The organism is Allobosea sp. BK604, assembly GCF_004341515.1.
Taxonomy (GTDB): domain Bacteria; phylum Pseudomonadota; class Alphaproteobacteria; order Rhizobiales; family Beijerinckiaceae; genus Allobosea.
The window spans coordinates 114379-136739 of record NZ_SLZF01000004.1 but is presented as its reverse complement, the minus strand read 5'-3'; the positions used below and the strand labels follow the sequence as shown (position 1 = coordinate 136739).

Genomic DNA, 22361 nt, shown 5'->3' with positions numbered 1-22361 from the left:
GCGACGACACCAAGTCGACTTTGCGGCCACGGGCGTGCAGGCTCGCGCTCACGATTCCAAGCCGAGGTGACGCCATGACCGACGCCGCAACCCTGTCCCGCCGCATCGCCCAGGGTCGTGGCGACGAGCCGGCCGATCTCGTCATCCGCGGCGCTGGAATGCTCGACCTCGTCACCGGCGCGCTGGTCGAAACCGATATCGCGCTGTGCGGTGACACGATCGTCGGCACCCATGGCCGCTATGAGGGCAAGGAGAGCTTCGACGCGACCGGCCTGATCGCCGTGCCCGGCTTCATCGACACGCATCTGCATGTCGAATCCTCGCTGGTGACGCCGCTCGAATTCGAGCGCTGCGTGCTGCCGCATGGCGTCACCACCGCGATCTGCGACCCGCACGAGATCGCCAATGTGCTGGGCAGCGAGGGCATCGCCTATTTCCTGGCCTGCGCCGAGCAGATGCGCATGGACCTGCGCGTCCAGCTCTCGAGCTGCGTGCCGGCGACGCATCTGGAAACGGCGGGAGCACAGCTTGAAGCGGCCGATCTCGTCGCGCTGATGAACCACCCGAAGGTGATCGGCCTCGCCGAATTCATGAACTTCCCCGGCGTGCTGCATCGCGATGCCGGCTGCCTCGCCAAGCTCGAGGCCTTCTCCCACCGGCATATCGACGGGCATGCGCCGCTGGTGCGCGGCATGGACCTCAACGGCTATCTCGCCGCCGGCATCCGCACCGACCACGAGACCACCGCTGCCGAGGAAGCCCGCGAGAAGCTCGCCAAGGGCATGGCGATCCTGATCCGCGAGGGCTCGGTCTCGAAGGACCTGCATGCGCTGATCCCGCTGATCAGCCGCGACGCCTCGCCCTTCCTCGCCTTCTGTACCGATGACCGCAATCCGCTCGACATTGCCGAGGAAGGCCATCTCGACTTCATGATCCGCACCGCGATCGCGCACGGCGCCGACCTGCTCGCGACCTATCGCGTCGCCTCGCTCTCGGCGGCGCGGAATTTCGGCCTGTTCGACCGCGGCTTCATCGGGCCGGGCAAGCGCGCCGATATCGTGCTGGTCGAGGATCTCGCGGCCTGCTGCGTCAAGCAGGTCTTTGCCGGTGGGAGGATGGTAGAGGCCGGGCTCTTTGCCGATCGGCGCCCGGTCGCGCCGGTCGGCCTCGGCAGCGTGAAGAGCCGGAAGCTGACGGAGGCGGATTTCAGGGCGGCGGCGCGTCCGGGCGAGACACCGGTGATCGGCGTCGTGCCGGGCCGGATCATCACCGAGCGGCTGGCCATGTCCCTGCCCGCGCGCGACGGCGAGGCTCTGCCCGATCTCGCCCAGGACGCGGTCAAGGTCACGGTGATCGAGCGGCACGGACGATCAGGCGGCATCGCGACCGGCTTCGTCAATGGCTTCGGCATGAAGCACGGCGCCATCGCCTCCTCGGTCGGCCATGACAGCCATAATCTCTGCGTCGTCGGCGTCGACGAGGCCTCGATGGCGGCAGCAGCCAACCGGTTGATCGAGATCGGCGGCGGCTTCGCGGTGGCGGACCAGGGCAAGGTCGTGGCCGAGCTGGCGCTGCCGGTGGCAGGGCTGATGAGCGATCAGCCCTTCGAGGCTGTGCGCCATGGGCTGGAGGGCCTGCGGGCCGCGGCCAAGGCGCTCGGCGTCGTGCTGGCCGAGCCCTTCCTGCAGGTCGCCTTCCTGACGCTGCCGGTGATCCCGCACCTGAAGATCACCGACAAGGGACTGGTCGATGTCGACAGGTTCGACTACGTCTGACTCGGGTCAAGCCCGAGCCTGACGGCCGATCAAAGATCGACCTCGATCCCTTCCGCCTTCGCCTTCGCCCGCAGATTCAGCCGGCGGACGCCGGGCAGTCGGGTGCCCTCCTGCTCCTCGATCGCATGCGCCAGCAGCTTCATGCGCTCACCGAACCAGTTGCCGCCCATGCCGGCGGGGTCGATGGCGAGGATGAGCTGGCCGGTATCGGGCGGGCCGCCCTTGTCGTCGATGAAGGACGAGGCCTGGAAGGCGAAATGCGTGCCGACCAGCGCGGCGGCAAGGATCTCGACCATCATCGCCAGCGTCGCACCCTTCGCGTCGCCGAGCGGCACCATGGTGCCGGCGAGCGCGGCGGCGGCATCGGTCGTCGGCTTGCCGTCGACATCGAGCGCCCAGCCTTCCGGGATGCTCTCGCCCTTCTGCCTGGCCGCGACGATGGGCCCGCGCGCGACCTTCGACAGCGCCATGTCGATGACCACCGGCTCGCGGCCGGCGAGCGGCGCGGCAAAGGCGATCGGATTGGTGCCGAACACCGGCTTGGAACCGCCCCAGGGCGCGATCGCGCCGGGCGTATTGGCGAAGAGCAGGGCGACCAGGCCCTGCTCGGCCAGGCGCTCGACATGCAGGCCGGCGGCGCCGCAATGGCTGGAACGGCGGATCGGCGCGGCGGCGATGCCCTGGGCCCGCGCGATCTCGGGCAGTTCGATCACGGCGAGGTCGATCGCCGGATAGGCGAAGCCATGGGCGGCGTCGATCGCCAGCACGCCGGGCTTGGGCCGGCGTGCGATCGGCACGGCCTTGCCGTCGACCTTGCCCGCCTTGAGCATCGCCAGATAGGTCGGCACGCGCGAGAGCCCGTGGCCCTTGAGCCCGTCCGCCTCGGCCATGACCAGCGCCCAGGCAACCGAGGCGGCGTTGGCCGGCGAGGCGCCGGCGGCGACGAAGAGTTCCGCGATCCTGGCTTCAGCCTGTTCCAGCGAGAGCTTCATATCCGCCCCTCCAGCGCAGCAATGACGCGCTCGGCGACGAGGCCGGAAACACGACCATTCGATTCCACCGTATTGCCGGCGATATGCGGCGTCAGGATCAGGTTCGGCGTGCCGGCGAAGAGCTTGGCGCCGCCGCGCAGGGGCTCCTCGGCGAAGACGTCGAGCGCCGCGCCGCCGAGCGTGCCGCCCTTTAGCGCCGCGACCAATGCCTCCTCGTCCATGACGCCGCCGCGCGCCGCATTGATCAGCACCGCATCCGGCTTCATCCGGGCGAAGGCGTCCTTGCCGATCACGCCCTTGGTCTCGGGGGTCAAAGGCAGGTGGATGCTGATGACGTCGGAGGTCGAGAGCAGCGTGTCGAGCTCGAGCCGCTCGGCATCGCCCCAGGCCGCGTCGTCAGCCGCGACGTAAGGATCGTAGGCGGCGACGGTCATCCCGAGCAGGCGGGCATGGCGGGCGGTATCGCGGGCAATGGCGCCGAAGCCAATGAGGCCCATGCGCTTGCCGGCGATCTCGCGGCCGATCAGCTTGGTCTTCGGAAACTCGCCGGCGAGCATCGCGGCATTGGCGAAATAGGCGCCGCGCAGCAGCGTCATGGCGGTGCCGATGACATATTCGACGACCGAGAGACTGTTCGCCCCCGTTGCCGGGAAGACCTTGATGCCGCGAGCGGCGCAGGCCTCCATGTCGATATTGTCGAGGCCGACGCCAAGCCGGCCGACAACCTTCAGACTCTTCGCTCCGTCCAGCAGCGCGCCGCGCACCTGGGTCTGATTGCGCACGATCAGGGCCGGACTTCCGGCGGTGAGCCTCGCCAGCTCATCCGGCTTGGCGAACAGATCCGGATCGTGATGGACCGTGTAGCGCGCCTTCAGCGCCTCGACTGCAGCCTCATCCATGAATTCGGTGACGACGATATCGGTCATGTTCAGCCCAGGGCTAGCAGGCCGCCGGTGACGACGACCAGAATCACGAGGGAGGTTCCGGTCACGAGGACGAGATGGCGCCAGCCGAGCCGCGCCATGGCGGCGATAGAGGTACCGAGCCCGAGCGCGGCGATGGCGACCAGCAGGCCCCAGCGCGAGGCTTCGAGCAGGCCGGCGCGAATCGGCGGGTAGATCCCGGCAAGCGCCGGCTGCGTCGCGAGCAGGCTGTTGAGCAGGCACAGGCCGAGGAAGACGATCGCGAAGACCGGCACCGGCACCTTGGCCTCTTCGCTGACCTTGTGACCATCGCGCGCCAGCCACCAGCCGACGATCAGCACGGCCGGCAGCAGCATGAACACGCGGAAGAGCTTGACGATGACGGCGGCATTCGCCGCATCGTCCGAGACCGACTGGCCGGCGCCGACGACCTGGGCGACGTCGTGGATGGTCGCCCCGAGCAGGATGCCGGTCTGCTGGGCGTTGAGGCCGAGCCAGACGCAGATCAGCGGGTAGCCGAGCATCGCCAGGGTCGAGAGCGCGTTCATGGCGATGACGGTGAAGGCGACGTCGGCCGACTTGCCCTTGTAGTCCGGCACGACCGTCGCCGTCGCCAGAGCCGCCGAGGCGCCGCAGACGGCGGTGGCGACGCCGGCGAGCGCGCCGGTGCCGCGCTCGCGGCCGAGCCAGCGCGCCAGCAGGAAGCCGGAGGCGACGGTCAACGTCATCGCGAGGACCACGAGCAGCGCCGTCGAGAGGCCGAGCGCGACGATGTCGCCGAGCGCGATGCGCAGGCCGAGCAGCGCGATCGCCCAGCGCAGCAGCTTCTTGACGCAGAAGGTCATGCCCGGGACGAAGCGGGGCGTGTTGGCGAACGGGTGCAGCAGCATGCCGAGCACGAGCGCGATCACCACCGAGGGAATGCCGACCTGCGCGCCGATCAGCTTCTTCAGCGCCGGCTCGGCGAAATCGGAGGCGACAGCGACGATGACCGACAGCACGATGCCATCGACGAGCGGGCGCCAGGTGCTGAGCGGGGAAGAGGTCGCGGTGGTCAAGAACGCGCTCCGGGCTCGTTCATTCAGGGATCGAAGGCGGGCGGCCGATTGGACCGCCCTGCCCGTTAGCGTGTGATCAGGCCGAGCGATAGAGCTTGGTCATCGAGAATTCGCGGTGACCAAGTGTCTCGGCCGCGGTGAGGCGGCCATTCGCGGTGCGCACGATGTTCTGGATCAGAGCGTCGCCGGCCTGCGGGATGGTGAGGTCACGGCGCAGGATGCCGGAGACGTCGACGTCGATATGCTCCGGCATGGTGCGCATGGTCTTCGGGTTGCCGGTGATCTTGATCACGGGGACGATCGGGTTGCCGATGACATTGCCCTGCCCGGTCGGGAAGGTGTGCACGACGTAGCCACCCGCCGCCATCAGGGTCACGCATTCGGCCGCGGCCGACGAGGTGTCCATGTAGTAGAGGCCCGGCCCGCTCGCCGGAGTCTGCGCCGGCTCCAGGATGTCGATGAACTTGCACTCGCGGCCGATCTTCTCGAGATTGCCGAGCGCCTTTTCCTCGATCGTGGTCAGGCCGCCGGCGATGTTGCCCTTGGTCGGCTGCGAATCCGAGAGGTCGTCGGTCTTGTGCGCCTCGATGACGTCGTCCTGATAGGCCTTCCACATCTTGTACCAACGCTCGCCGACCTCGGGGGTGGCGGCGCGGGCCTTGCAGAGATGCTCGGCGCCGGTGATCTCGGAGGTCTCGCCGAAGACGCCGTAGACGCCGCGCGGAATCCATTTGTCGTACATGTTGCCGACGGTCGGGCAGGAAGAGAGGCCCGTGGTGGTGTCGGACTCACCGCATTTGGTCGAGACCCAGAGCTCCTCGATGCCGCATTTCTCGCGCTGCAGCTCGGTCGACCACTGCACGAATTCCTTGGCGACATAGGACGCCTTGGCGATGGTGGCGATGTCGCCATGGCCCTCGATGCCGAAGCCGACGACCGGCTTGCCGGTCTTGGCGATGCCGTCGACGACGATCTTGGTCCAGCCATCCTCGATACCGATGACGATGACGGCGGCCACGTTCGGATTGGCGCCGGTGCCGATCAGCGTGCGGAAATGCACCTCCAGATCCTCGCCGAACTGCAGGCGGCCATAGGCATGCGGGATGGCCAGCGTGCCCTTGATGTTGTTGGCGACGGCCTCGCAGGCGGCGTTGGAGAGATCGTCGAGCGGCAGCAGCAGCACATGGTTGCGCACGCCGACGCGGCCATTCTCACGGCGCCAGCCGTGGAAGGAATCGAGGCTGCGGCCGCTCGGGCGCTTCACCATCGGGGCCTTGAATTCGGGCGCTTCGATCTTGCGGCCCTTCACCCGTCCGAGCTTGCCCTTCACGAGATCGAAATTGGCGACGATCGACATGGCGTTGTCCTCTCAGCTTGGCGGGCTCGACCGAGGCGGGAGCCCTGAATGTCGTGGATCGGGCTGCTTACCAGCGCTTGGTCTTGGCGTTGTGGACGTGAAGGTGCTCGCCCTTCTTGATGTCGGCGACGGCCTTGCCGATGTCCTGGCCGTATTTCCAGATCGTATCGCCCTTCTTGATGTCCTGGAGCGCGACCTTGTGGCCGATCGGAATGTCCATCTTGGCGGTCAGGTGGAAATCCGAATTGTCGTGGGTGACGACGCACAGCATGTCGGTGCCGGCCTTCAGGCCCTCGACGACGACGACACCGACCGTATCCTTCTTCTCATGCACCAAGAGATGGGGCTTGCTCATGTCTGGCCTCCTTCGATCCTCGCGGCAGGATCGATGCCCTCGACTAAAATCGGGCTCGACCTGCGTTTGGCTAAGTCTTATATAAGACATATGAGTGTGCACAAGCACGAAAATGCAGAGCGAGGCGGCGAGCCCGGCATGGCCGAGCCGCTCGGCTTCCGGCCGCTCTATCGGCAGGTGAAGGCGATCTTCGTGCGCCGGCTGGTCGACGGCGTCTGGGCGCCGGGCGAAGGCCTGCCGAGCGAGGGGCAGCTCGCCGCCGAGATCGGAGTCAGCCAGGGCACCGTGCGCAAGGCGCTCGACGAGCTCGCGGCCGAGAACCTGGTCGTGCGCAAGCAGGGCCGCGGCACCTTCGTCGCCGAGCATGACGAGCGGCGCATCCTCTTCCAGTTCTTCAAGCTGGTGCCGGACCAGGGCGAGCGGCGCTTTCCGGACAGCGCGGTGCTGAGCGTGACGACGGGGGTGGCCGACGCGGCCGAGCGCGAGGCGCTCGATCTCCCGGCCCGGGACAAGGTCATCCGCATCCGGCGGCTGCGCTCCTTCGATGCCGCGCCGCTGATCGTCGAGACGCTCAGCCTGCCGCAGCGGCTGTTCCGGGGGCTCGAGGTCGATCCGATCCCGAACAATCTCTACAGCCTCTACGCGGCGCGCTACGGCGTCACCATCGCCCATGCCCGCGAGCGTCTGAAGGCCGTCGCGCTTGCCCCCGATGATGCCGTGTTGCTCGGTGTCGCCGCGCGCTCTCCCGCCCTGCAGGTGGACCGCCTCGCGCTCGCGCTCGACGGCATGCCGGTCGAGCGGCGCCTGAGCCTTTGCCTGACGGAGGAGGCTCACTACCTGTCCGATTTGCGCTGACCCCGAAACGGGGCTGCGCTCACCTGAAGCCGCCGAAGAGCGGTGCAATCACAACCGGAGGAACGAATGTTTGCTAGGACGACCAGACGTATTGCGCTTGCCGGCCTGTTGGCGCTGGGGCTCGCCGGCCCGGCCATGGCGCAGAATTTCCCGACCAAGCCGCTCACCCTGATCGTGCCCTTCGCGGCCGGCGGGCCGAGCGACGTGATCGCCCGCCTCCTCGCCGACCATATGGGCCGGACGCTGAGCCAGCAGGTCGTGGTCGAGAATGTCGCCGGGGCCGGCGGCACGGCCGGCGCCAAGCGCCTCGCCTCGGCCGATGCCGACGGCTACACGCTGCTGATCCACCATCTCGCGCTGGCGGCGGCGCCTTCGCTCTACAGCAATCTCGGCTATGACACGCTGACCGCCTTCGCCCCGGTCGGGCTGGTCAATACCGGGCCGATGGTGGTGGCCGGCAAGCTCGCCCTGCCCCCGGTCGACGGCAAGGCCTTCTTCCCCTACGCCAAGGCCCAGGCCGACAAGCTGACCGTCGCCCATGCCGGTGTCGGCTCGAACTCGCATCTCTGCGCCGTGCTGATGTCGCAGGCGCTCGGCGCCAAGTTCACGCAGGTCGCCTATCGCGGCACCGGCCCGGCCATGAACGACCTCGTTTCCGGCCAGGTCGACGTGCTCTGCGACCAGTCGACCACCGCCGTGCCGCAGATCCAGGGCGACAAGATCCGCGCCTATGCGGTGACCTCGACCGGGCGGCTCGACGTGCTGCCGAACACGCCCACGGCGAAGGAGGCCGGCACCGATCTCGAAATGACGATCTGGCACGGGCTCTACGCGCCGAAGAACACGCCGGCCCCGGTCCTCGACAAGCTCAACGGCGCGCTCAAGGCGGCGCTGAAGGACCCCATGGTGCTCGATCGCTTCAAGGCCGTTGGCACCAGCGCCTTCCCCGAGGCCGAATGGACCCGCGACGCCCATACAAAGCGCTTCGGCGACGAAGTGGCGAAATGGGCCGCCTCGCTCAAGGCAGCCGGCGTGACGCCGCAGAATGCCAACTGAGTCGCTCGAACGCGCCGCTCGCCTCAGCGGGCGGCGCGTGCTATCGCGCGGCATGTCAGCCAATCTGGTGCCGCTCGAAGCCTTCCTGGACCTGCCCGACCAAGCGCGGTTGCTCGGCCTCGATCTCGGCACCAAGACGATCGGGCTCGCGCTCTCGGATGTCGAGCGCCAGATCGCGACGCCGCTCGAGACGATCAAGCGGGTCAAGTTCGGTCTCGATGCCGCGGCGCTCCTGAAGATCGCGGCGAAGTACGAGGTTGCCGGGCTGGTGATCGGACTGCCGCTCAACATGGATGGCTCGGAAGGCCCGCGCGTGCAATCGACACGCGCCTTCATCCGCAATCTCGCCCCCCTCACCTCGCTGCCGATCGTCTTCTGGGACGAGCGGCTCTCGACGCTTGCCGTGACCCGGACCCTGCTCGACGCCGATGCCTCCAGGGCCAAGCGCGCCGAGGTCGTCGACAAGATGGCCGCCGCCTATATCCTGCAGGGCGCGCTCGACCGGCTGCTGCGCATGGCGCCGCCGGAACAGGACGACTGACATGGAAACGCCGCCGCGGAGGCTTCCACGGCGGCGCGATGACAGCGGCGAGCGGTGCCGTTACGGGATGACGTAGCCGCGCTTGATCGCCTTCTTCTGCGCTTCGCGGTGATTCTTGAGCGCCTGCTTCTGCTCGTCGATCGTCATGCGGTTGACCGGGTTGCTGCGGCCGGGGTTGCCGTAGCCATAGTCGCGGCGGGAACGCTCGTAGCCACGATCCTGGCCACGATCCTGGCCGCGGTCATAGCCACGGTCGTAACCGCGGTCGTAGCCGGGCCGCTCGTAGCCGCGACGCTCATACTGGCGCTGATAGCCGTCGTTGTAATACTGGGCCGCCGCGGTGCCGGACCAGAGCGCCGCCAGGGCCAGTGCGCCGCAACCGGCCAGCAGCGTTTTGAGGGAGCCTTCCATCATCTTTCTCCAAGGTCGTCTCGACGGCCATTGCGGATCGCGCGCCGCGCCGCTCATGCGCGCTCAATAAAAGGGCCGCCACCGTCGATGACGGCAGCGGCCCGATGACCCTAGATGTCAGGCGTTCAGATTTTGTTGACGTTATCCGCCCCAGCGGTGAGGCCTGGGCGATAGCTGCGCCTCAGCGATAGCTGCCGCCGGCCGGATCCCGGATATTGTCGGGAATGTAGCCATAGCCGTAGCGCGGCGCGTAATAGCGCGGAGCTGGCGCATAGACGACCGGCGGCTCGGCGTAGACAGGCGCGTAGCCACCGCCATAGTAGCCGTCACCGTAATAGTAGGGGTCGCCATAATAGGCGCGGCGATTGGCTGCGATGGCAGCTGCGCCGAGTACGCCGAGGCCGACGCCGGCGGCGACGGCCGCACCACGATTGTAGCCCCAGCCGCCGCCGCGATAATAGCCACGGCGGTAATACTGACTGTACTCGGCCGGAGCCTTGTCGAGTCGGCCTGCATCGACGCTGGGCCTGCGCTGTTCGGCGAAGGCCGGTGTCACGAGCGCGGCCGACCCGATGGAGGTGGCCGTCAAAACCGCGATAGCGGCAATCTTCAACGAAGCCATTGTCTGATCTCCTGTGGTCCTTGGCGCCTCGGCATCCTCATCAGGCGAACCGGAATCGACTTCGCTTGAAAATGCTTCGGGCCAGAACTTGCGACGCATGATCAGGCCAATCGGTTGAATGCGGCCTGAACCAATCAGGGCGGGATTGCGGCAGGCGCAGCCCCGTACCGATTGGAAGCGCTTGTCCGGTGCGCGTCGTCATGACAGGTGTGCCACCTCCCGATGACGACTCCACCTTCAGCAACCCTCCCCTTGCCGGATTGTTCCGCTTCCGCTTGTCGGCAGGGCCTTCCGTGCAGCCTGGTTCCAGCATGACGCCGATCCTGAACAGCCTGATCGCCATCTTCCTCGTGCTCGCAACCGGCTGGGCGCTGAAGGAACGCGGCTTCGTCTCGGCCGCGCATTGGGCAGGGGTCGAGCGCCTGACCTACCAGGTGCTGTTCCCAGCCGTGGTGATCTACACGCTCGCCGTCGCGGATCTCAGGCAGTTGCCGGTGCTGGCGATGGGGCTTGCCCTGGTCTGCGCCATCCTGCTCGTCGCAGGCGGCCTGATGGCGACACGGCCGCTGCTCGAGCGCGGCGGCATCAAGGGGCCGGCCTTCACCTCGATCCTGCAAGGCTCGGTGCGGTGGAACACCTTCGTCGCCCTGGCGCTCGCGGCCGGGCTGCATGGGCGCGAGGGCGCGACGCTGATGGCCATCGCCGTCGCTTCGATGATTCCGCTGCTCAATGTCCTCTGCGTCATGGTGCTGGCGCGCTATGCCGGCGGCAAGCCGATGAGCACCGGCGAGACGGTGCGTTCGATCGCGATCAACCCCTTCATCTGGTCCTCCGCGGTCGGCCTCGCGCTCAACCAGGTGCAGTGGCTGCTGCCGGTCGCCTTCACCACCTATGTCGATATTCTCGGCCGCGCCTCGCTTGGCGTCGGGCTGCTCGTCGTCGGCGCCGGGCTCGACATCCACAGGCTCAGGCAGCCGCGCTTCGCGCATGTGCTCGCCATCCTGCTGAAGCTCGTGGTCATGCCGTTGCTCGCCTGGGCGCTGGCGCGGCAATTCGGCGTCACCGGCACGGCACTGACGATCACCGTGATCGCAGCCTCCGTGCCAACGGCCACGGCAGCCTATTTCCTGGCGCGCGACATGGGCGGCGACGCGCCTCTGATGGCCGAGATCACGACGATGCAGACCCTGTTCGCGCTCGCCACCCTGCCGCTCGCAATCATTCTCCTCGGGTAATCTGCTCCTCGGGTAACTTGCTCCCCGGATAATTCAGTTGCAGCTGGAATATCATGCACGCAGAGATTGCGTGGACGGCAGTTTGTTGGCAATTGTCTGGAAATGAGACAGTCGCGCGCGGACCCGTTCCGGCGCCTGCGAAAGGCATGTCGCCATGAATTCGCGAGACGAGAAGCCGGCCGGAAAAGCAGCAAACGTCAATGATGCCGAAGCCAGGGAAGCCAAGGCGGAGATGCTGCGCTCCGATCTGTCCTTCGCCGCGATGACCTCGGACGAGCAGGATCAGCACCAGCTCAAGGTGGCCGAGTATATCCAGAGCATGTGCATCGAGCTGCGTGCGATGGCCCAGGGGGCCGAGCTGGAGGGACTGGCCTATTTCATCGACATGGCGCGGCTCGAAGCCTCGACCCAGGTCGAGAACCGGAAAAGCAAGACCGATCTCGACTAAGAGCCGATCACGATTCATTAAATCAAAGGTTGTAGATTTCTCCGTGCACACGCGAGAGACATGCCATGCAGCCCGAGAGCACGAACGAGGCCGTTCGCTCCGGCGAAGCCGGGGCTTTCATCAGACCGCAACTACCTGCCAACGATCCGCTCGATTGTCCGCAGGACCAGCAGCGCTGGCTTCGCTTCGAGGCTGCGCGCTATATCGAGCAATTGCTCGCCGAGATGGGCGTGATGGCACGCGCGGCCGAACTGCAGCACCTGTTCTATTTCCTCGACATGGCCCGGCAGGAAGCCAGCACGCAGGCACAGCGCTGGCGCGACAGATAGAGCATCTCCGCGTTTCTCCGAATCGCGAAAATTCTCTATCCCTTTGTTTTGACGCATTTTCTTCACGCGAATCGGTGTCCACTTCGCTCGAAAATGCTCCAGGCTGGCGCACTCAGATGGCGCGGCTGAGCGTGCCGCCGGGATGGCGCAGGACCGTGCCGTCGAGTTCGAGCTCGAGCAACGCCCGGCTGACATCCCTGGCCGGGCGGCCGCTGGCGCGAACGAGATCATCGACCGATACCGGGGCCGGACCAAGCAGGCCGAGCAAGCTGACGCGCAGAAGATCGCCGCCATCCTGCGGCGCCAACGCTTCAGCCGGCTCGCCCCAATCCGCAGCCGAGAGCGTGGCGGTCTGCGGCGCCGGGGCGACCTCGGGCAGGTCGAGCTCGTCCCAGAGCGGCTCGGCCTCGCCGGCGCGCCCCTCCTCCCGGATCCAGGTCGTGGCGTGCGGAAATGCTGCGTCCGGACGCAGCAGGGGCGTAAGCGCCTCGATGACATGCGAGGCCTCGGAGCACAGCGTCGCCCCTTCGCGGATGAGGTGGTTGCCGCCTTCGGCGCGCGGATCGAGCGGCGAGCCGGGCACCGCGAAGACCTGGCGGCCCTGCTCATTGGCGAAGCGGGCGGTAATGAGCGAGCCCGATTTATGCGCGGCCTCGACCACGACCGTGCCGAGCGCCAGCCCCGAGACCAGCCGGTTGCGGCGCGGAAAATCGCGGCCGCGCGGCGCCCAGCCCAAAGGCATCTCGCTGATTGCGGCGCCGTTGCCCTGCAGGCGCTCGAACAGTCCGAGATTCTGCGGCGGGTAGACCTCGTCGAGCCCGCCGGCCAGCACCGCGACGGTTCCCGTCGCCAGGCTGGCGCTATGGGCGGCCGTATCGATCCCGCGCGCCAGGCCGGAGACGATGACGAAGCCGGCATCGCCGAGCTCCTGCGCCAGTTTCGCGGTGAATTTCAGCCCGGCGACCGAGGCGTTGCGCGAGCCGACCAGTGCGACGCAGGGGCGCAGCAGCGCCGCCGGCTCGCCGAGCACGGAGATGAGCGGCGGGGCGGAATCGATCGCCTGCAGCGGCACCGGATAGTGCGGCTCGCCCAGCGCGATGAAGCGGCCGCGCAGCCGGCGCAGGGCTTCGAATTCGCGTTCGGCCTCGGCCATGCTGCAGATGCGGATGCTGCGGCCGGCGCTGCGTGCGAGCTCGGGCAAGGCCTCCAGCGCCGCCGAGACGCTGCCGAAACGGGTGGACAGGGCGCGGAAGCTGCGCGGGCCGATGCTCTCGCTGCGGATCAGGCGGAGCCAATCGAGGCGCTGGCGCTCGGTGAGCACGACGGCGGCCATGCCGCGTCAGCCCTTCTGGCCGATCTTGCCCTCGCTGCCGGACAGCAGCCGGGCGATGTTCTCGCGATGCATGAACCAGAGCAGCAGGCTGAGCACGCCCATCAGCACGGCCGCCTGGGGCAGCCCGGCCCAGAACCAGAGGAGCAGCGGCGTCAGCAGGCTCGCGATCAGCGCCGAGACCGAGGAATAACGCGTGAGATAGGCGATGCTCAGCCAGATCGCCGCGAAAACCAGCGCGATCGAGAATTTCACGCCGATCAGGATACCGAGATAGGTGGCGACGCCCTTGCCGCCCTTGAAATTCAGCCAGACCGGGAAGAGATGGCCGAGAAAGGCGCCGAGCCCCGCCACCAACCCGGCCTCGCGCGAGCCGAAGAGATAGGTGGCAAGAAGGACCGCCGCCGTGCCCTTGAGCATGTCGCCGGCGAGCGTCGCCGCCGCGAGCTTCTTGTTGCCGGTACGCAGGACGTTGGTCGCGCCAATATTGCCCGAGCCGATGCTGCGCAGATCCGGCCCGCCGCTGAGCCGCGTCAGGACCATGCCGAACGCGATCGAGCCGAGCAGATAGCCGATGACGAGCGCGCCCAGCAGCACGGGCCAGGACAGGCCCAGGTTCAATCCATCCGGCATGCCGCTCCCAGCTCCCCCCGCCACCGCCCAAACTCGAGCGGCCACCAATCAAACTAGACCGGCTCGGCCTCGTAGACCACTGCTCCGGCAACCAAAGTCGTCTGCACCAACCCCTGCAGCCGCGCCTCGTCGAAGGGCGAGTTCTTGGCGCGCGACTTGAGCTTGCGCTTGTCCACGACATAGGGCGCGTCGGGATCGAGCAGCATCAGGTCGGCAGGCGCTCCCGCCGCCAGCCTGCCGCAGCGCAGGCCGAGCAATTCGGCCGGGCGTGACGAGAGCGCGCCGAGCAGGGCCGGCAGCTCGATCTGCCCGGCATGGACCAGCCGCAGCGACGCCGAGAGCATGGTCTCGATGCCGAGCGCGCCATTGGCCGCCTCGCTGAAGGGCTGGCGCTTGGTCTCGACATCCTGCGGGTCGTGGTCGGAGACGATGACGTCGATCACGCCCTCGGCCAGGGCCTCGACCATGGCGAGGCGCTCGTCCTCATGGCGCAGCGGCGGCGAGACCTTGCAGAAGGTGCGGTAGTCGCCGACATCGTTCTCGTTCAGCGTCAGGTTGTTGATCGAGACGCCGCAGGTGATGCGGACGCCTTCCGCCTTGGCCCGGCGCACGAGTTCGACCGATTCGGCGCAGGAGATCATCGCGGCGTGGTAGCGCGCCCCGGTCGCCCGGGCGAGGCGGATATCGCGTTCGAGCATGACCGTCTCGGCCTCGACCGGAATGCCCGGCAGGCCCTTGCGGCTGGCGAATTCGCCTTCGTTCATCACGCCGGCGCCGAGCAGGTCCGGATCCTCGACATGGTTCATCAGCAGCGCGTCGAAATCGCGCGCATAGGTCATGGCACGGCGCATGACCTGCGGGTTCTTCACCGCCTTGGCGCCATCGGTGAAGGCGACGGCGCCGGCTTCGAGCAGCAGGCCGAACTCGGTGATCTCCCGGCCCGCAATGCCCTTGGTCAGCGCGGCGGCCGGCAGGACATTGACAATCGCCTTGTCGCGGGCGCGGCGCTTGATGAAATCGATGATGGCGGGATCGTCGATCGGCGGGTCGGTATCGGGCCGGCAGACGATGGTGGTGACGCCGCCGGCGGCAGCGGCATGCGAGCCGGTGCCGAGCGTCTCGCGGAATTCGGCGCCGGGCTCGCCGAGATAGGCGCGCAGGTCGACGAGGCCGGGCGCGACGACGAGCCCGCTGGCATCGAGCCGCTTCACGCCCTCGCCCGTCGCCGGTGCGCCGCCCCAGGCGATATCGGCGATGGCGCCGCCGCGCAGCAGCAGCGAACCATGCTGCTGCCGGCCCGAAGCCGGATCGACCAGCAGGGCGTTGACGATCGCAAGCTCGCGCATCTCAGGCATTTTCGCGGCGGGTCCCGTCGTCGGAGGCAGGGTTGTGCTTATCGGTGAAGACCATCGTCCAGAACGCGACCAGCCCCCAGAAGAGCAGGCAGAGCAGCGCCCCGGCAATGACGATGAACCATGTCCAGCCGGAGCGCGGATCGGCCAGGAGGAAGCCTGCCGCGCTGACCAGATAAAGTCCGATGAAGACGACGCGCGCACGGCGCATCTGTCGCAACAGCCAGGCTAGGAAGAGCTCCATCGGGCTCAGCCATTCGGCAGGTGCTGCGCGAGCGCATCCAGGACCGCCATGCGCACGGCGACACCCATCTCGACCTGCTCGCGGATCAGCGACTGCGCGCCGTCTGCGACTTCGGAGGAGATCTCGACGCCGCGATTCATCGGGCCGGGATGCATGACCAGCGCATCGGGCTGGGCGAAGGCGAGCTTCTCGCGATCGAGCCCGTAATAGCGGAAATATTCCTTCGAGGAGGGCACGAACGCGCCGTGCATGCGTTCGAGCTGGAGCCTGAGCATCATCACGATATCAGCGCCTTCCAGGCCCTTCTTCATGTCGGTGAAGACGGAAAGGCCCATGCGTTCGATGCCCGCGGGCAACAAGGTCGAGGGCGCGATCAGCCTGACTTTCGCGCCGAGCGCGTTGAGCAGGATGATGTTGGAGCGTGCCACCCGCGAATGCAGGATATCGCCGCAGATGGCGACAGTGAGGCCGGCGATCCGGCCCTTGTTGCGGCGGATGGTGAGCGCATCGAGCAGCGCCTGGGTCGGATGCTCATGGGCGCCGTCGCCGGCATTCACCACCGAGCAGTCGACCTTGCGGGCGAGCAGGTTCACGGCACCGGCGGCATGATGGCGCACGACGAGGATGTCCGGCCGCATCGCGTTCAGCGTCGCGGCGGTGTCGATCAGCGTCTCGCCCTTCTTCACCGAGGAAGAGGCGACCGACATGTTCATGACGTCGGCGCCAAGGCGCTTTCCGGCGAGCTCGAACGAGGCCTGCGTCCGGGTCGACGGCTCGAAGAACAGGTTGATCTGGGTGCGGCCGCGCAGCGTCGCCGTTTTCTTCTCGACCTGCCGCGAGAGCGCGACATAGTCCTCGGCGCGGTCAAGCAGCGCTTCGATATCCAAATGCGACAAACCCTCGATACCGAGGAGGTGGCGGTGCGGATAGATCGGGGCTGGCGATGTCATTTGAAGATCGCTGTTTAGGGTTGAGTCGTGTCGGGCGCAAGGCACTTGCCGCGGCTTTCGACAGTGCTGATCGTCAAGCCACTGTTGCATTCATGCCGCAATCCCCATTTGACAGGGCCGGCGTGCTGACCCACTTTCGCGCGCAATTCCGAAACGGTATTCCGGCGCCCCGCGGAACAGGCACAAGCCGTGCTTGCTTCGCCGAACGCCTATGAGACTGAAATCGCCATGAAGCTCCTCGTCGTCGAGTCGCCGGCCAAGGCCAAGACGATCAATAAATATCTGGGCTCCGATTACGAGGTCATCGCCTCGTTCGGGCATATTCGCGACTTGCCGGCGAAAGACGGCTCGGTCGATCCAGAGCATGACTTCAAGATGCTCTGGGAGATCGAGGGCCGCGGCGCCAAGCAGGTCTCGGAGATCGTCAAGGCGGTCAAGGGCGCCGAGAAGCTGATCCTCGCCACCGACCCTGATCGCGAGGGCGAGGCGATCTCCTGGCATGTGCTGGAGGCGCTGAACGAGAAGCGGGCGCTGAAGGGCATCCCGGTCGAGCGCGTCACCTTCAACGCCGTGACCAAGGACGCCGTGCAGAAGGCGCTGGCCAATCCGCGTCAGGTCGACCAGGCGCTGGTCGACGCCTATCTGGCGCGGCGCGCACTCGATTATCTCGTCGGCTTCACGCTCTCGCCGGTGCTCTGGCGCAAGCTGCCCGGTGCCCGCTCGGCCGGACGTGTGCAATCGGTCGCGCTCAGGCTGGTCTGCGACCGCGAGCGCGAGATCGAGGCCTTCCGGGCCCGGGAATACTGGTCGCTGGTGGCGACGCTGGCGACCAAGACCGGCGCGACCTTCGATGCGCGCCTCGTCGGCGCCGACGGCAAGAAGATCACCCGGCTCGATATCGGCACGGGCGCCGAGGCCGAGGCCTTCAAGCAGGCGCTCGAGAGCGCGCTGTTCAATGTGGCCGAGGTCGAGGCGAAGCCGGTCAAGCGCCACCCCTACCCGCCCTTCCAGACCTCGACCCTGCAGCAGGAGGCCTCGCGCAAGCTCGGCATGGCGCCGGCCCGCACCATGCAGGTGGCGCAGCGGCTCTATGAGGGCGTCGATATCGGCGGCGAGACCGTCGGCCTGATCACCTATATGCGGACCGACGGCGTCGACATGGATGGCAGCGCCATCGCCGCCGCCCGCCGCGTCATCGGCAAGGAGTTCGGCGAGAACTACGTGCCGAACGTGCCGCGCAAATACACGGTCAAGGCCAAGAACGCCCAGGAGGCGCATGAGGCGATCCGCCCGACCGATCTCGGCCGGCTGCCGGCCATGGTCGCGCGCCATCTCGAGCCCGAACAGGCCAAGCTCTACGAGCTGATCTGGAAGCGCACGATCGCGAGCCAGATGGAATCGGCCGAGCTCGAACGCACCACCGTCGACGTCGCGGCGAAGGTCGGCGCCCGCAATCTCGAGCTGCGCGCCTCCGGCCAGGTCGTGCTCTTCGACGGCTTCCTGACGCTTTATCAGGAGAGCCGCGACGACGAGGAGGACGAGGACAGCAGGAAGCTGCCACCGATGAAGGCCGGCGACCCGCTGGAGAAGCGCGCCATCGCCGCCGACCAGCATTTCACCGAGCCGCCGCCGCGCTATTCCGAGGCGAGCCTGGTCAAGCGCATGGAGGAGCTCGGCATCGGCCGGCCATCGACCTATGCCGCGACGCTGGCGACGCTGCGCGACCGCGAATATGTGCGCATCGAGAAGAAGCGCCTGATGCCCGAGGACAAGGGCATGCTGGTCACGGCTTTCCTCGAGAGCTTCTTCAAGCGCTATGTCGAATATGACTTCACGGCGAGCCTGGAGGAGAAGCTCGACCGCGTCTCCAATGCCGAGATCGACTACAAGGCGCTGCTGCGCGAGTTCTGGGAAGAGTTCACCAAGGCGATCGCCGGCACCAAGGAGCTGCGCGTCGCCGAGGTCCTGGACGCGCTGAACGAGATCCTGGGCGAGCACATCTTCCCGGCCAAGGGCGATGGCAGCGATCCGCGCATCTGCCCGACCTGCGGCACCGGCCAGCTTTCGCTCAAGCTCGGCAAGTTCGGCGCCTTCGTCGGCTGCTCCAACTATCCGGAATGCCGCTATACGCGCCCCCTCTCCATCCCCGCCGCCGAAGGCGAGGCGACGCAGGATGGCGGCCAGGGCACGCCGGGCGTGCGCATCCTCGGCAAGGATCCGGTCACCGAGCTCGAGGTCACGCTGCGCGACGGCCGCTTCGGGCCTTATGTCCAGCTCGGCGAGGGCGAGAAGCCGAAGCGCCAGAGCCTGCCCAAGGGCATGAGCGCGGCGTCGGTCGATCTCGACAAGGCGCTGGCCTTGCTGGCGTTGCCGAAGGAGGTGGCGAAACATCCCGAAAGCGGCGAGCCGATCCTGGTCGGCATCGGCCGCTACGGACCTTACGTCCAGCACGGCAAGACCTACGCCAATATCGACAAGGATGACGATGTCCTCCAGCTCGGCGGCAATCGCGCCATCGACCTGATCGTCGCCAAGGAGAGCGGCGCGGGCGGGCGCTTCGGGCGCGGCGCTGCCGCGGTCCCCGGGCGCGAGCTCGGCGAACATCCGGACGGCGGCAAGCTCGTGGTGCGCGCCGGGAAATACGGGCCCTATGTGAACTGGGGCAAGGTCAACGCCACCCTTCCGAAGGCCGTGGCCCAGGAGACGCTGACGCTCGAACAGGCGGTCGAGCTGGTCAATGCCAAGGCCGCAGCCAATGGCGGCGCCAAAGGTGGCGCGAAGGGCGGCAAGGCGAAGGCCACGAAAGCGCCGGCGAAGAAGGCTGCGCCCAAGGCCGCCGCCAAGAAGGCACCGGCAAAGGCCAAGACGGCGGCGAAGGACTGAGCGGCGCCTGCGCCAGCGTACGCGCCGATCTGATCGCGAGGCGGTCAGATCGGATCCGCGCCTTCTATCAATGGTTTAGAGCCGGATTTGATCGGATTGATTCAACCCGATCGAATCCGGCTCCTTGCTTTCGCATCGGCTTTCCCGAAAACCGCAATCCACCTTTCGGGCCGATGCGCTAGAGCATTTCCGCGTTTCTTCGAATCACGAAAATGCTCTATCCATTTGTTTTGACGCATTTTCTTCACGCGAACCGGTATCCACTTCGCTCGAAAATGCGCTAGCGCGGCTTGCGGCGCAGGTGGCAGACCTGCACGCGGCCGCCGCGCCCGTCGGCACGCCAGACGCAGCCGGGATTGCGCGGCGTGCGGTCATAGAGATGGATCACCGCGCGATTCCTGCGGTCATAGGTCCGGTTCGAGAAATCATGCCCGCCGACGCGGACATTGTTGCCGAAGCGGACCTCCGCGAGCGCGGATGCGCCGAGCGCGAGCAACAGGACGGCAGCGAGGGCGCCCGCGCCGGAATATCTCGCAATGCGCATCGGGTCCCTCCAGGTTGCGGCCCGCGGACCCTGGCACCTCCGGTTTACATGCTGGCGACGACGACCAGCCGCTTCACCTCGCCGCGCAGATAGGCCTGCAGGAAGCGCTCATAATCCTTGAACGAGACGCAGCCATTCGAGTCGCCGCGTGGCCCGAGCAGGTAGGTATGGGCGAGCAGGCCGGCGCGGCCGAAGATCTTGCCGCTGCCGCCGACAGGGTTGAGCCGCAGCGCACGCACGCCGTGGAACAAGGCCTCGCGCTCGGTGAGATCGTAGACATGCGGCGGCGTCACGCCCTGCATGCGGACATGGGCGAAGCGCACGTCATCCATCTTATCGCCCAGGCCCGAATGGGCCTCGAGCCGCTCGCCATTCGGCATGTAGACCGTCTTCGCCGAGATGTCGTAGATCGCGGTCTGGGCCGAGGTGACCGGGGCTGCGGAGCTCGGCAGGGTCGGGCTCAGCCTACGACCGCGCGAGCGGTCGATGACATCGTCCTCAGGCGCGGCATAGGCGAGCGCCGGGCCCGACGAGCGCTGCATGCCGAAGATCTTTTCGAAGAAGTTGCGGTTGTCCTCGGGGGCCGGCGCAGTCGCCTTGGCCGCGGCGGCCAGCCGCTCACGGCGCGACGGCTGCCGCTCGGCGAGGCGCGGCGCCTCCGGAGCGGGCGAGGCCTTGATATCGGCCTGTGGCGCCTTATCGGCCTGCGGCACTTTGAGATCAGCCTGCGGCGCTTTGAGATCGGAGGGGCGCGGCACCGGCAGCGGCGCGTTCTGCTGCGCCAGCCTGGCGGCAGGCGGCGCGGGCGGCAGCGGCGGCAACGGCAGCGCCGGGGCGCTGTCGGGCTCATCCTCCGCAGCGGCCTGCTGGTCGGCCGCCGGAGCCTCAGGGGCCGGGGCCGCCAGCTGGAACCCGGCGCCGAGCGGCTCGCTCTCGCCGAGCGAACGCGGCGAATGACCGAGCGAGAAGCCCGGATCGATCATCGGGTCGTAGGGATCGGCGGCGGCAACCTTGGCCGGCGCGGCCAGCACAGGCGTGAGCTCGCGCAGGACGGATTCACGCGGAGCCCTGTCATTGTCGCGCACGGTTATGCCGACGATGGCGGCGACGCCGAAGGCGACGATAAGAAAGACGATCCGGGGGAAGCGGGTTCTATGCCGGCGAGCGCGAGAGCGCGAAGCGCCACGTAGCCTATAGGTCGATTCTCTCATACGCCGCACTCTCGGGATACTCGGATACTCTTCCCCGCTCCCGACAGGCGCCGGCACGCAGATGTCCCGCGCGCGCTCGCCATCGCGAGCCGCGAGCGGACCGTCCTGCCGGTCCAATGATCAGAAGAGGGAAGCCCCAAACGTCGTTCAGCTCATAAGGCGCGCGTTTGGTTAATCACGCGTGAACCAAGACGATCTTTTTTGAGTGTGCTTAGTTGCAACGATACCGACCCGCCAACGCTCGATCATCGGATACGTTTCCGATGATCCAGCTTCCTGGTTTCGCATTCGGCATGCTCCGACAACCGCAATCCACGTTCGGGCCGATGCGCTAGAGTATTTCCGCGCTCCTTCGAAGCGCAAAATACTCTAAGCTTCTGATTTATCGCATTTTCTTCACGCGAACCGGTGCCCACTTCGCTCGAAAATGCTCTGGACGGGCGTCTTCAAGCCGCTGCTTCGGGCGGGATTGCGGCCGATAGGAGGCGCGAGCGTGGCAGGGGGCGTGGCCTCAGGCCGCAGCCTTGCGGAAGGAGGCGCTGACCGCCTCGAGATCCACCCGGCCCTTGAGCGGCAGATGGTCCGAGGCCTTGCGCGAAAGCGGCGTGTCGTGAACGGCGAGCTCACTGATCAGCCCCTGAGGCCAGCCGAGGATCCGGTCGAGCGAAAGCATCGGCCTCTGAGCGGGGAAGCTCGGCAGCGGCTGCGAGCCGCCGAAATAGGGCTCGAGCACATTGAGCGAGGATTTGCGGCTGCGGCGCCACTCGTTGAAATCACCGAGCAGGATGGTCGGCATCGGTACGAGCTCGAGAAAGGCGTTCAGCAGCGCATTGGCCTGGTCCACGCGCGAGCGTCTGAGCAGGCCGAGATGGGCCGCGATGACGCGGAACTTGCCCTCGCCCAGATCGAGCTCAGCAACCACGGCGCCGCGCGGCTCGAGCCCCGGCAAGGTCAGACGGAAGCGGCGATAGAAGACAGGCTCGCCGCGCACCAGCAGTGCGTTGCCGTGCCAGCCATGGCCGTCGACATGGTCCGATTGCACCAAGAGGTGCAGGCCGGTTTCCTTCTGCAGGGTCAGGGGATCGAGCAGGCCGATGCGCTGGCCGAAGCGGCGATCGACCTCCTGCAGCGCAACGAGATCAGCGCCGATCTCGCCGAGAACGCCGATGATTCGGTCCGGGCGCACCAAGCGGTCGGTGCCGCGGCACTTGTGGATGTTGTAGGAAGCGACCTTCACCAAAACCTCGGCTTAGCGTT

The 22361-nt window shown here is 67.1% G+C and carries 23 protein-coding genes; 8 read left to right on the top strand and 15 right to left on the bottom strand.

Translation table 11 applies throughout. From position 1 onward, the window contains the following. Positions 1-74 precede the first annotated feature (74 nt). On the top strand, positions 75-1775 hold the full coding sequence (gene ade, locus EV560_RS13775) for an adenine deaminase (RefSeq protein WP_131856358.1): 1701 nt from the start codon (positions 75-77) through the stop codon (positions 1773-1775). A gap of 29 nt (positions 1776-1804) precedes the next feature. Here the strand turns inward: ade and EV560_RS13770 are convergent, their stop codons facing one another. From EV560_RS13770 to EV560_RS13750, 5 genes are all read right to left on the bottom strand, one after another. Then, on the bottom strand, positions 1805-2767 hold the full coding sequence (locus EV560_RS13770; RefSeq protein ID WP_131856357.1) for an Ldh family oxidoreductase: 963 nt from the start codon (positions 2765-2767) through the stop codon (positions 1805-1807). Next, positions 2764-3693, bottom strand: coding sequence for a hydroxyacid dehydrogenase (locus EV560_RS13765; protein ID WP_131856356.1), 930 nt, complete (start codon positions 3691-3693; stop codon positions 2764-2766). The genes EV560_RS13770 and EV560_RS13765 overlap by 4 nt, the downstream gene beginning before the upstream one ends. Positions 3694-3695: 2 nt before the next feature. After that, complete coding sequence (locus EV560_RS13760) at positions 3696-4748, bottom strand: YeiH family protein (protein WP_131856355.1); 1053 nt, start codon at positions 4746-4748, stop codon at positions 3696-3698. Between the two features lie 76 nt (positions 4749-4824). After that, the gene (locus EV560_RS13755) at positions 4825-6015 is read right to left on the bottom strand and encodes a UxaA family hydrolase (RefSeq protein ID WP_131856754.1); all 1191 of its coding nucleotides are present in this window, start codon (positions 6013-6015) and stop codon (positions 4825-4827) included. Between the two features lie 157 nt (positions 6016-6172). Next, a complete protein-coding gene (locus EV560_RS13750) occupies positions 6173-6460 on the bottom strand; it encodes a UxaA family hydrolase (RefSeq protein WP_131856354.1) in 288 nt (95 codons plus the stop codon). Positions 6461-6598: 138 nt separating this feature from the next. Between EV560_RS13750 and EV560_RS13745 the strand changes: the two genes are divergently transcribed. The 3 genes from EV560_RS13745 (at position 6599) to ruvX (ending at position 8912) form a co-directional block, all read left to right on the top strand. Continuing rightward, complete coding sequence (locus EV560_RS13745) at positions 6599-7315, top strand: GntR family transcriptional regulator (protein WP_131856353.1); 717 nt, start codon at positions 6599-6601, stop codon at positions 7313-7315. Positions 7316-7381: 66 nt separating this feature from the next. Then, positions 7382-8371 carry a tripartite tricarboxylate transporter substrate-binding protein gene (locus EV560_RS13740; protein WP_131856352.1) on the top strand — a complete coding sequence of 330 codons (990 nt, stop codon included), beginning with the start codon at positions 7382-7384 and terminating at the stop codon, positions 8369-8371. A 52-nt stretch (positions 8372-8423) separates the two neighbouring features. Then, positions 8424-8912, top strand: a complete 489-nt coding sequence (gene ruvX, locus EV560_RS13735; protein ID WP_131856351.1) for a Holliday junction resolvase RuvX — start codon at positions 8424-8426, stop codon at positions 8910-8912. 60 nt (positions 8913-8972) lie between these two features. Here the strand turns inward: ruvX and EV560_RS13730 are convergent, their stop codons facing one another. Together EV560_RS13730 and EV560_RS13725 are read right to left on the bottom strand one after the other, a co-directional pair. Next, positions 8973-9323, bottom strand: a complete 351-nt coding sequence (locus EV560_RS13730) for a DUF5320 domain-containing protein (protein ID WP_131856350.1) — start codon at positions 9321-9323, stop codon at positions 8973-8975. 181 nt (positions 9324-9504) lie between these two features. Continuing rightward, positions 9505-9945 (bottom strand): hypothetical protein, encoded by a 441-nt coding sequence (locus tag EV560_RS13725; RefSeq protein WP_131856349.1) that lies wholly within the window; start codon positions 9943-9945, stop codon positions 9505-9507. A 311-nt stretch (positions 9946-10256) separates the two neighbouring features. Between EV560_RS13725 and EV560_RS13720 the strand changes: the two genes are divergently transcribed. From EV560_RS13720 to EV560_RS13710, 3 genes are all read left to right on the top strand, one after another. Further along, the gene (locus tag EV560_RS13720; RefSeq protein WP_207908025.1) at positions 10257-11180 is read left to right on the top strand and encodes an AEC family transporter; all 924 of its coding nucleotides are present in this window, start codon (positions 10257-10259) and stop codon (positions 11178-11180) included. A gap of 154 nt (positions 11181-11334) precedes the next feature. Next, the gene (locus EV560_RS13715) at positions 11335-11628 is read left to right on the top strand and encodes a hypothetical protein (RefSeq protein WP_131856347.1); all 294 of its coding nucleotides are present in this window, start codon (positions 11335-11337) and stop codon (positions 11626-11628) included. Between the two features lie 65 nt (positions 11629-11693). Then, positions 11694-11957, top strand: a complete 264-nt coding sequence (locus EV560_RS13710; RefSeq protein WP_131856346.1) for a hypothetical protein — start codon at positions 11694-11696, stop codon at positions 11955-11957. Positions 11958-12069: 112 nt separating this feature from the next. Here the strand turns inward: EV560_RS13710 and dprA are convergent, their stop codons facing one another. Genes dprA through EV560_RS13685 form a run of 5 tightly spaced genes read right to left on the bottom strand, consistent with a single transcriptional unit; the run spans position 12070 to position 16466 of the window. Further along, the gene (gene dprA / locus EV560_RS13705) at positions 12070-13290 is read right to left on the bottom strand and encodes a DNA-processing protein DprA (protein WP_131856345.1); all 1221 of its coding nucleotides are present in this window, start codon (positions 13288-13290) and stop codon (positions 12070-12072) included. Between the two features lie 6 nt (positions 13291-13296). Further along, complete coding sequence (gene plsY, locus EV560_RS13700; RefSeq protein WP_131856344.1) at positions 13297-13920, bottom strand: glycerol-3-phosphate 1-O-acyltransferase PlsY; 624 nt, start codon at positions 13918-13920, stop codon at positions 13297-13299. 53 nt (positions 13921-13973) lie between these two features. Beyond that, entirely contained in the window at positions 13974-15266 is a 1293-nt protein-coding gene (gene pyrC, locus EV560_RS13695) for a dihydroorotase (RefSeq protein ID WP_131856343.1), read from the bottom strand. Between the two features lies 1 nt (position 15267). Next, on the bottom strand, positions 15268-15516 hold the full coding sequence (locus tag EV560_RS13690) for a hypothetical protein (RefSeq protein WP_131856342.1): 249 nt from the start codon (positions 15514-15516) through the stop codon (positions 15268-15270). Between the two features lie 5 nt (positions 15517-15521). After that, positions 15522-16466, bottom strand: coding sequence for an aspartate carbamoyltransferase catalytic subunit (locus EV560_RS13685; RefSeq protein WP_131856341.1), 945 nt, complete (start codon positions 16464-16466; stop codon positions 15522-15524). 228 nt (positions 16467-16694) lie between these two features. Between EV560_RS13685 and topA the strand changes: the two genes are divergently transcribed. After that, positions 16695-19349, top strand: a complete 2655-nt coding sequence (gene topA / locus EV560_RS13680; protein ID WP_131856340.1) for a type I DNA topoisomerase — start codon at positions 16695-16697, stop codon at positions 19347-19349. A gap of 280 nt (positions 19350-19629) precedes the next feature. Here topA and EV560_RS13675 read toward each other — a convergent pair whose 3' ends face one another. The 3 genes from EV560_RS13675 to EV560_RS13665 form a co-directional block, all read right to left on the bottom strand. Then, positions 19630-19893: a hypothetical protein gene (locus EV560_RS13675; RefSeq protein WP_131856339.1), complete on the bottom strand. Its 264-nt coding sequence runs from the start codon at positions 19891-19893 to the stop codon at positions 19630-19632. Between the two features lie 44 nt (positions 19894-19937). Next, on the bottom strand, positions 19938-20978 hold the full coding sequence (locus EV560_RS13670) for a DUF2778 domain-containing protein (RefSeq protein WP_348982217.1): 1041 nt from the start codon (positions 20976-20978) through the stop codon (positions 19938-19940). Between the two features lie 637 nt (positions 20979-21615). Beyond that, on the bottom strand, positions 21616-22341 hold the full coding sequence (locus EV560_RS13665; protein WP_131856337.1) for an endonuclease/exonuclease/phosphatase family protein: 726 nt from the start codon (positions 22339-22341) through the stop codon (positions 21616-21618). Positions 22342-22361 lie beyond the last annotated feature (20 nt).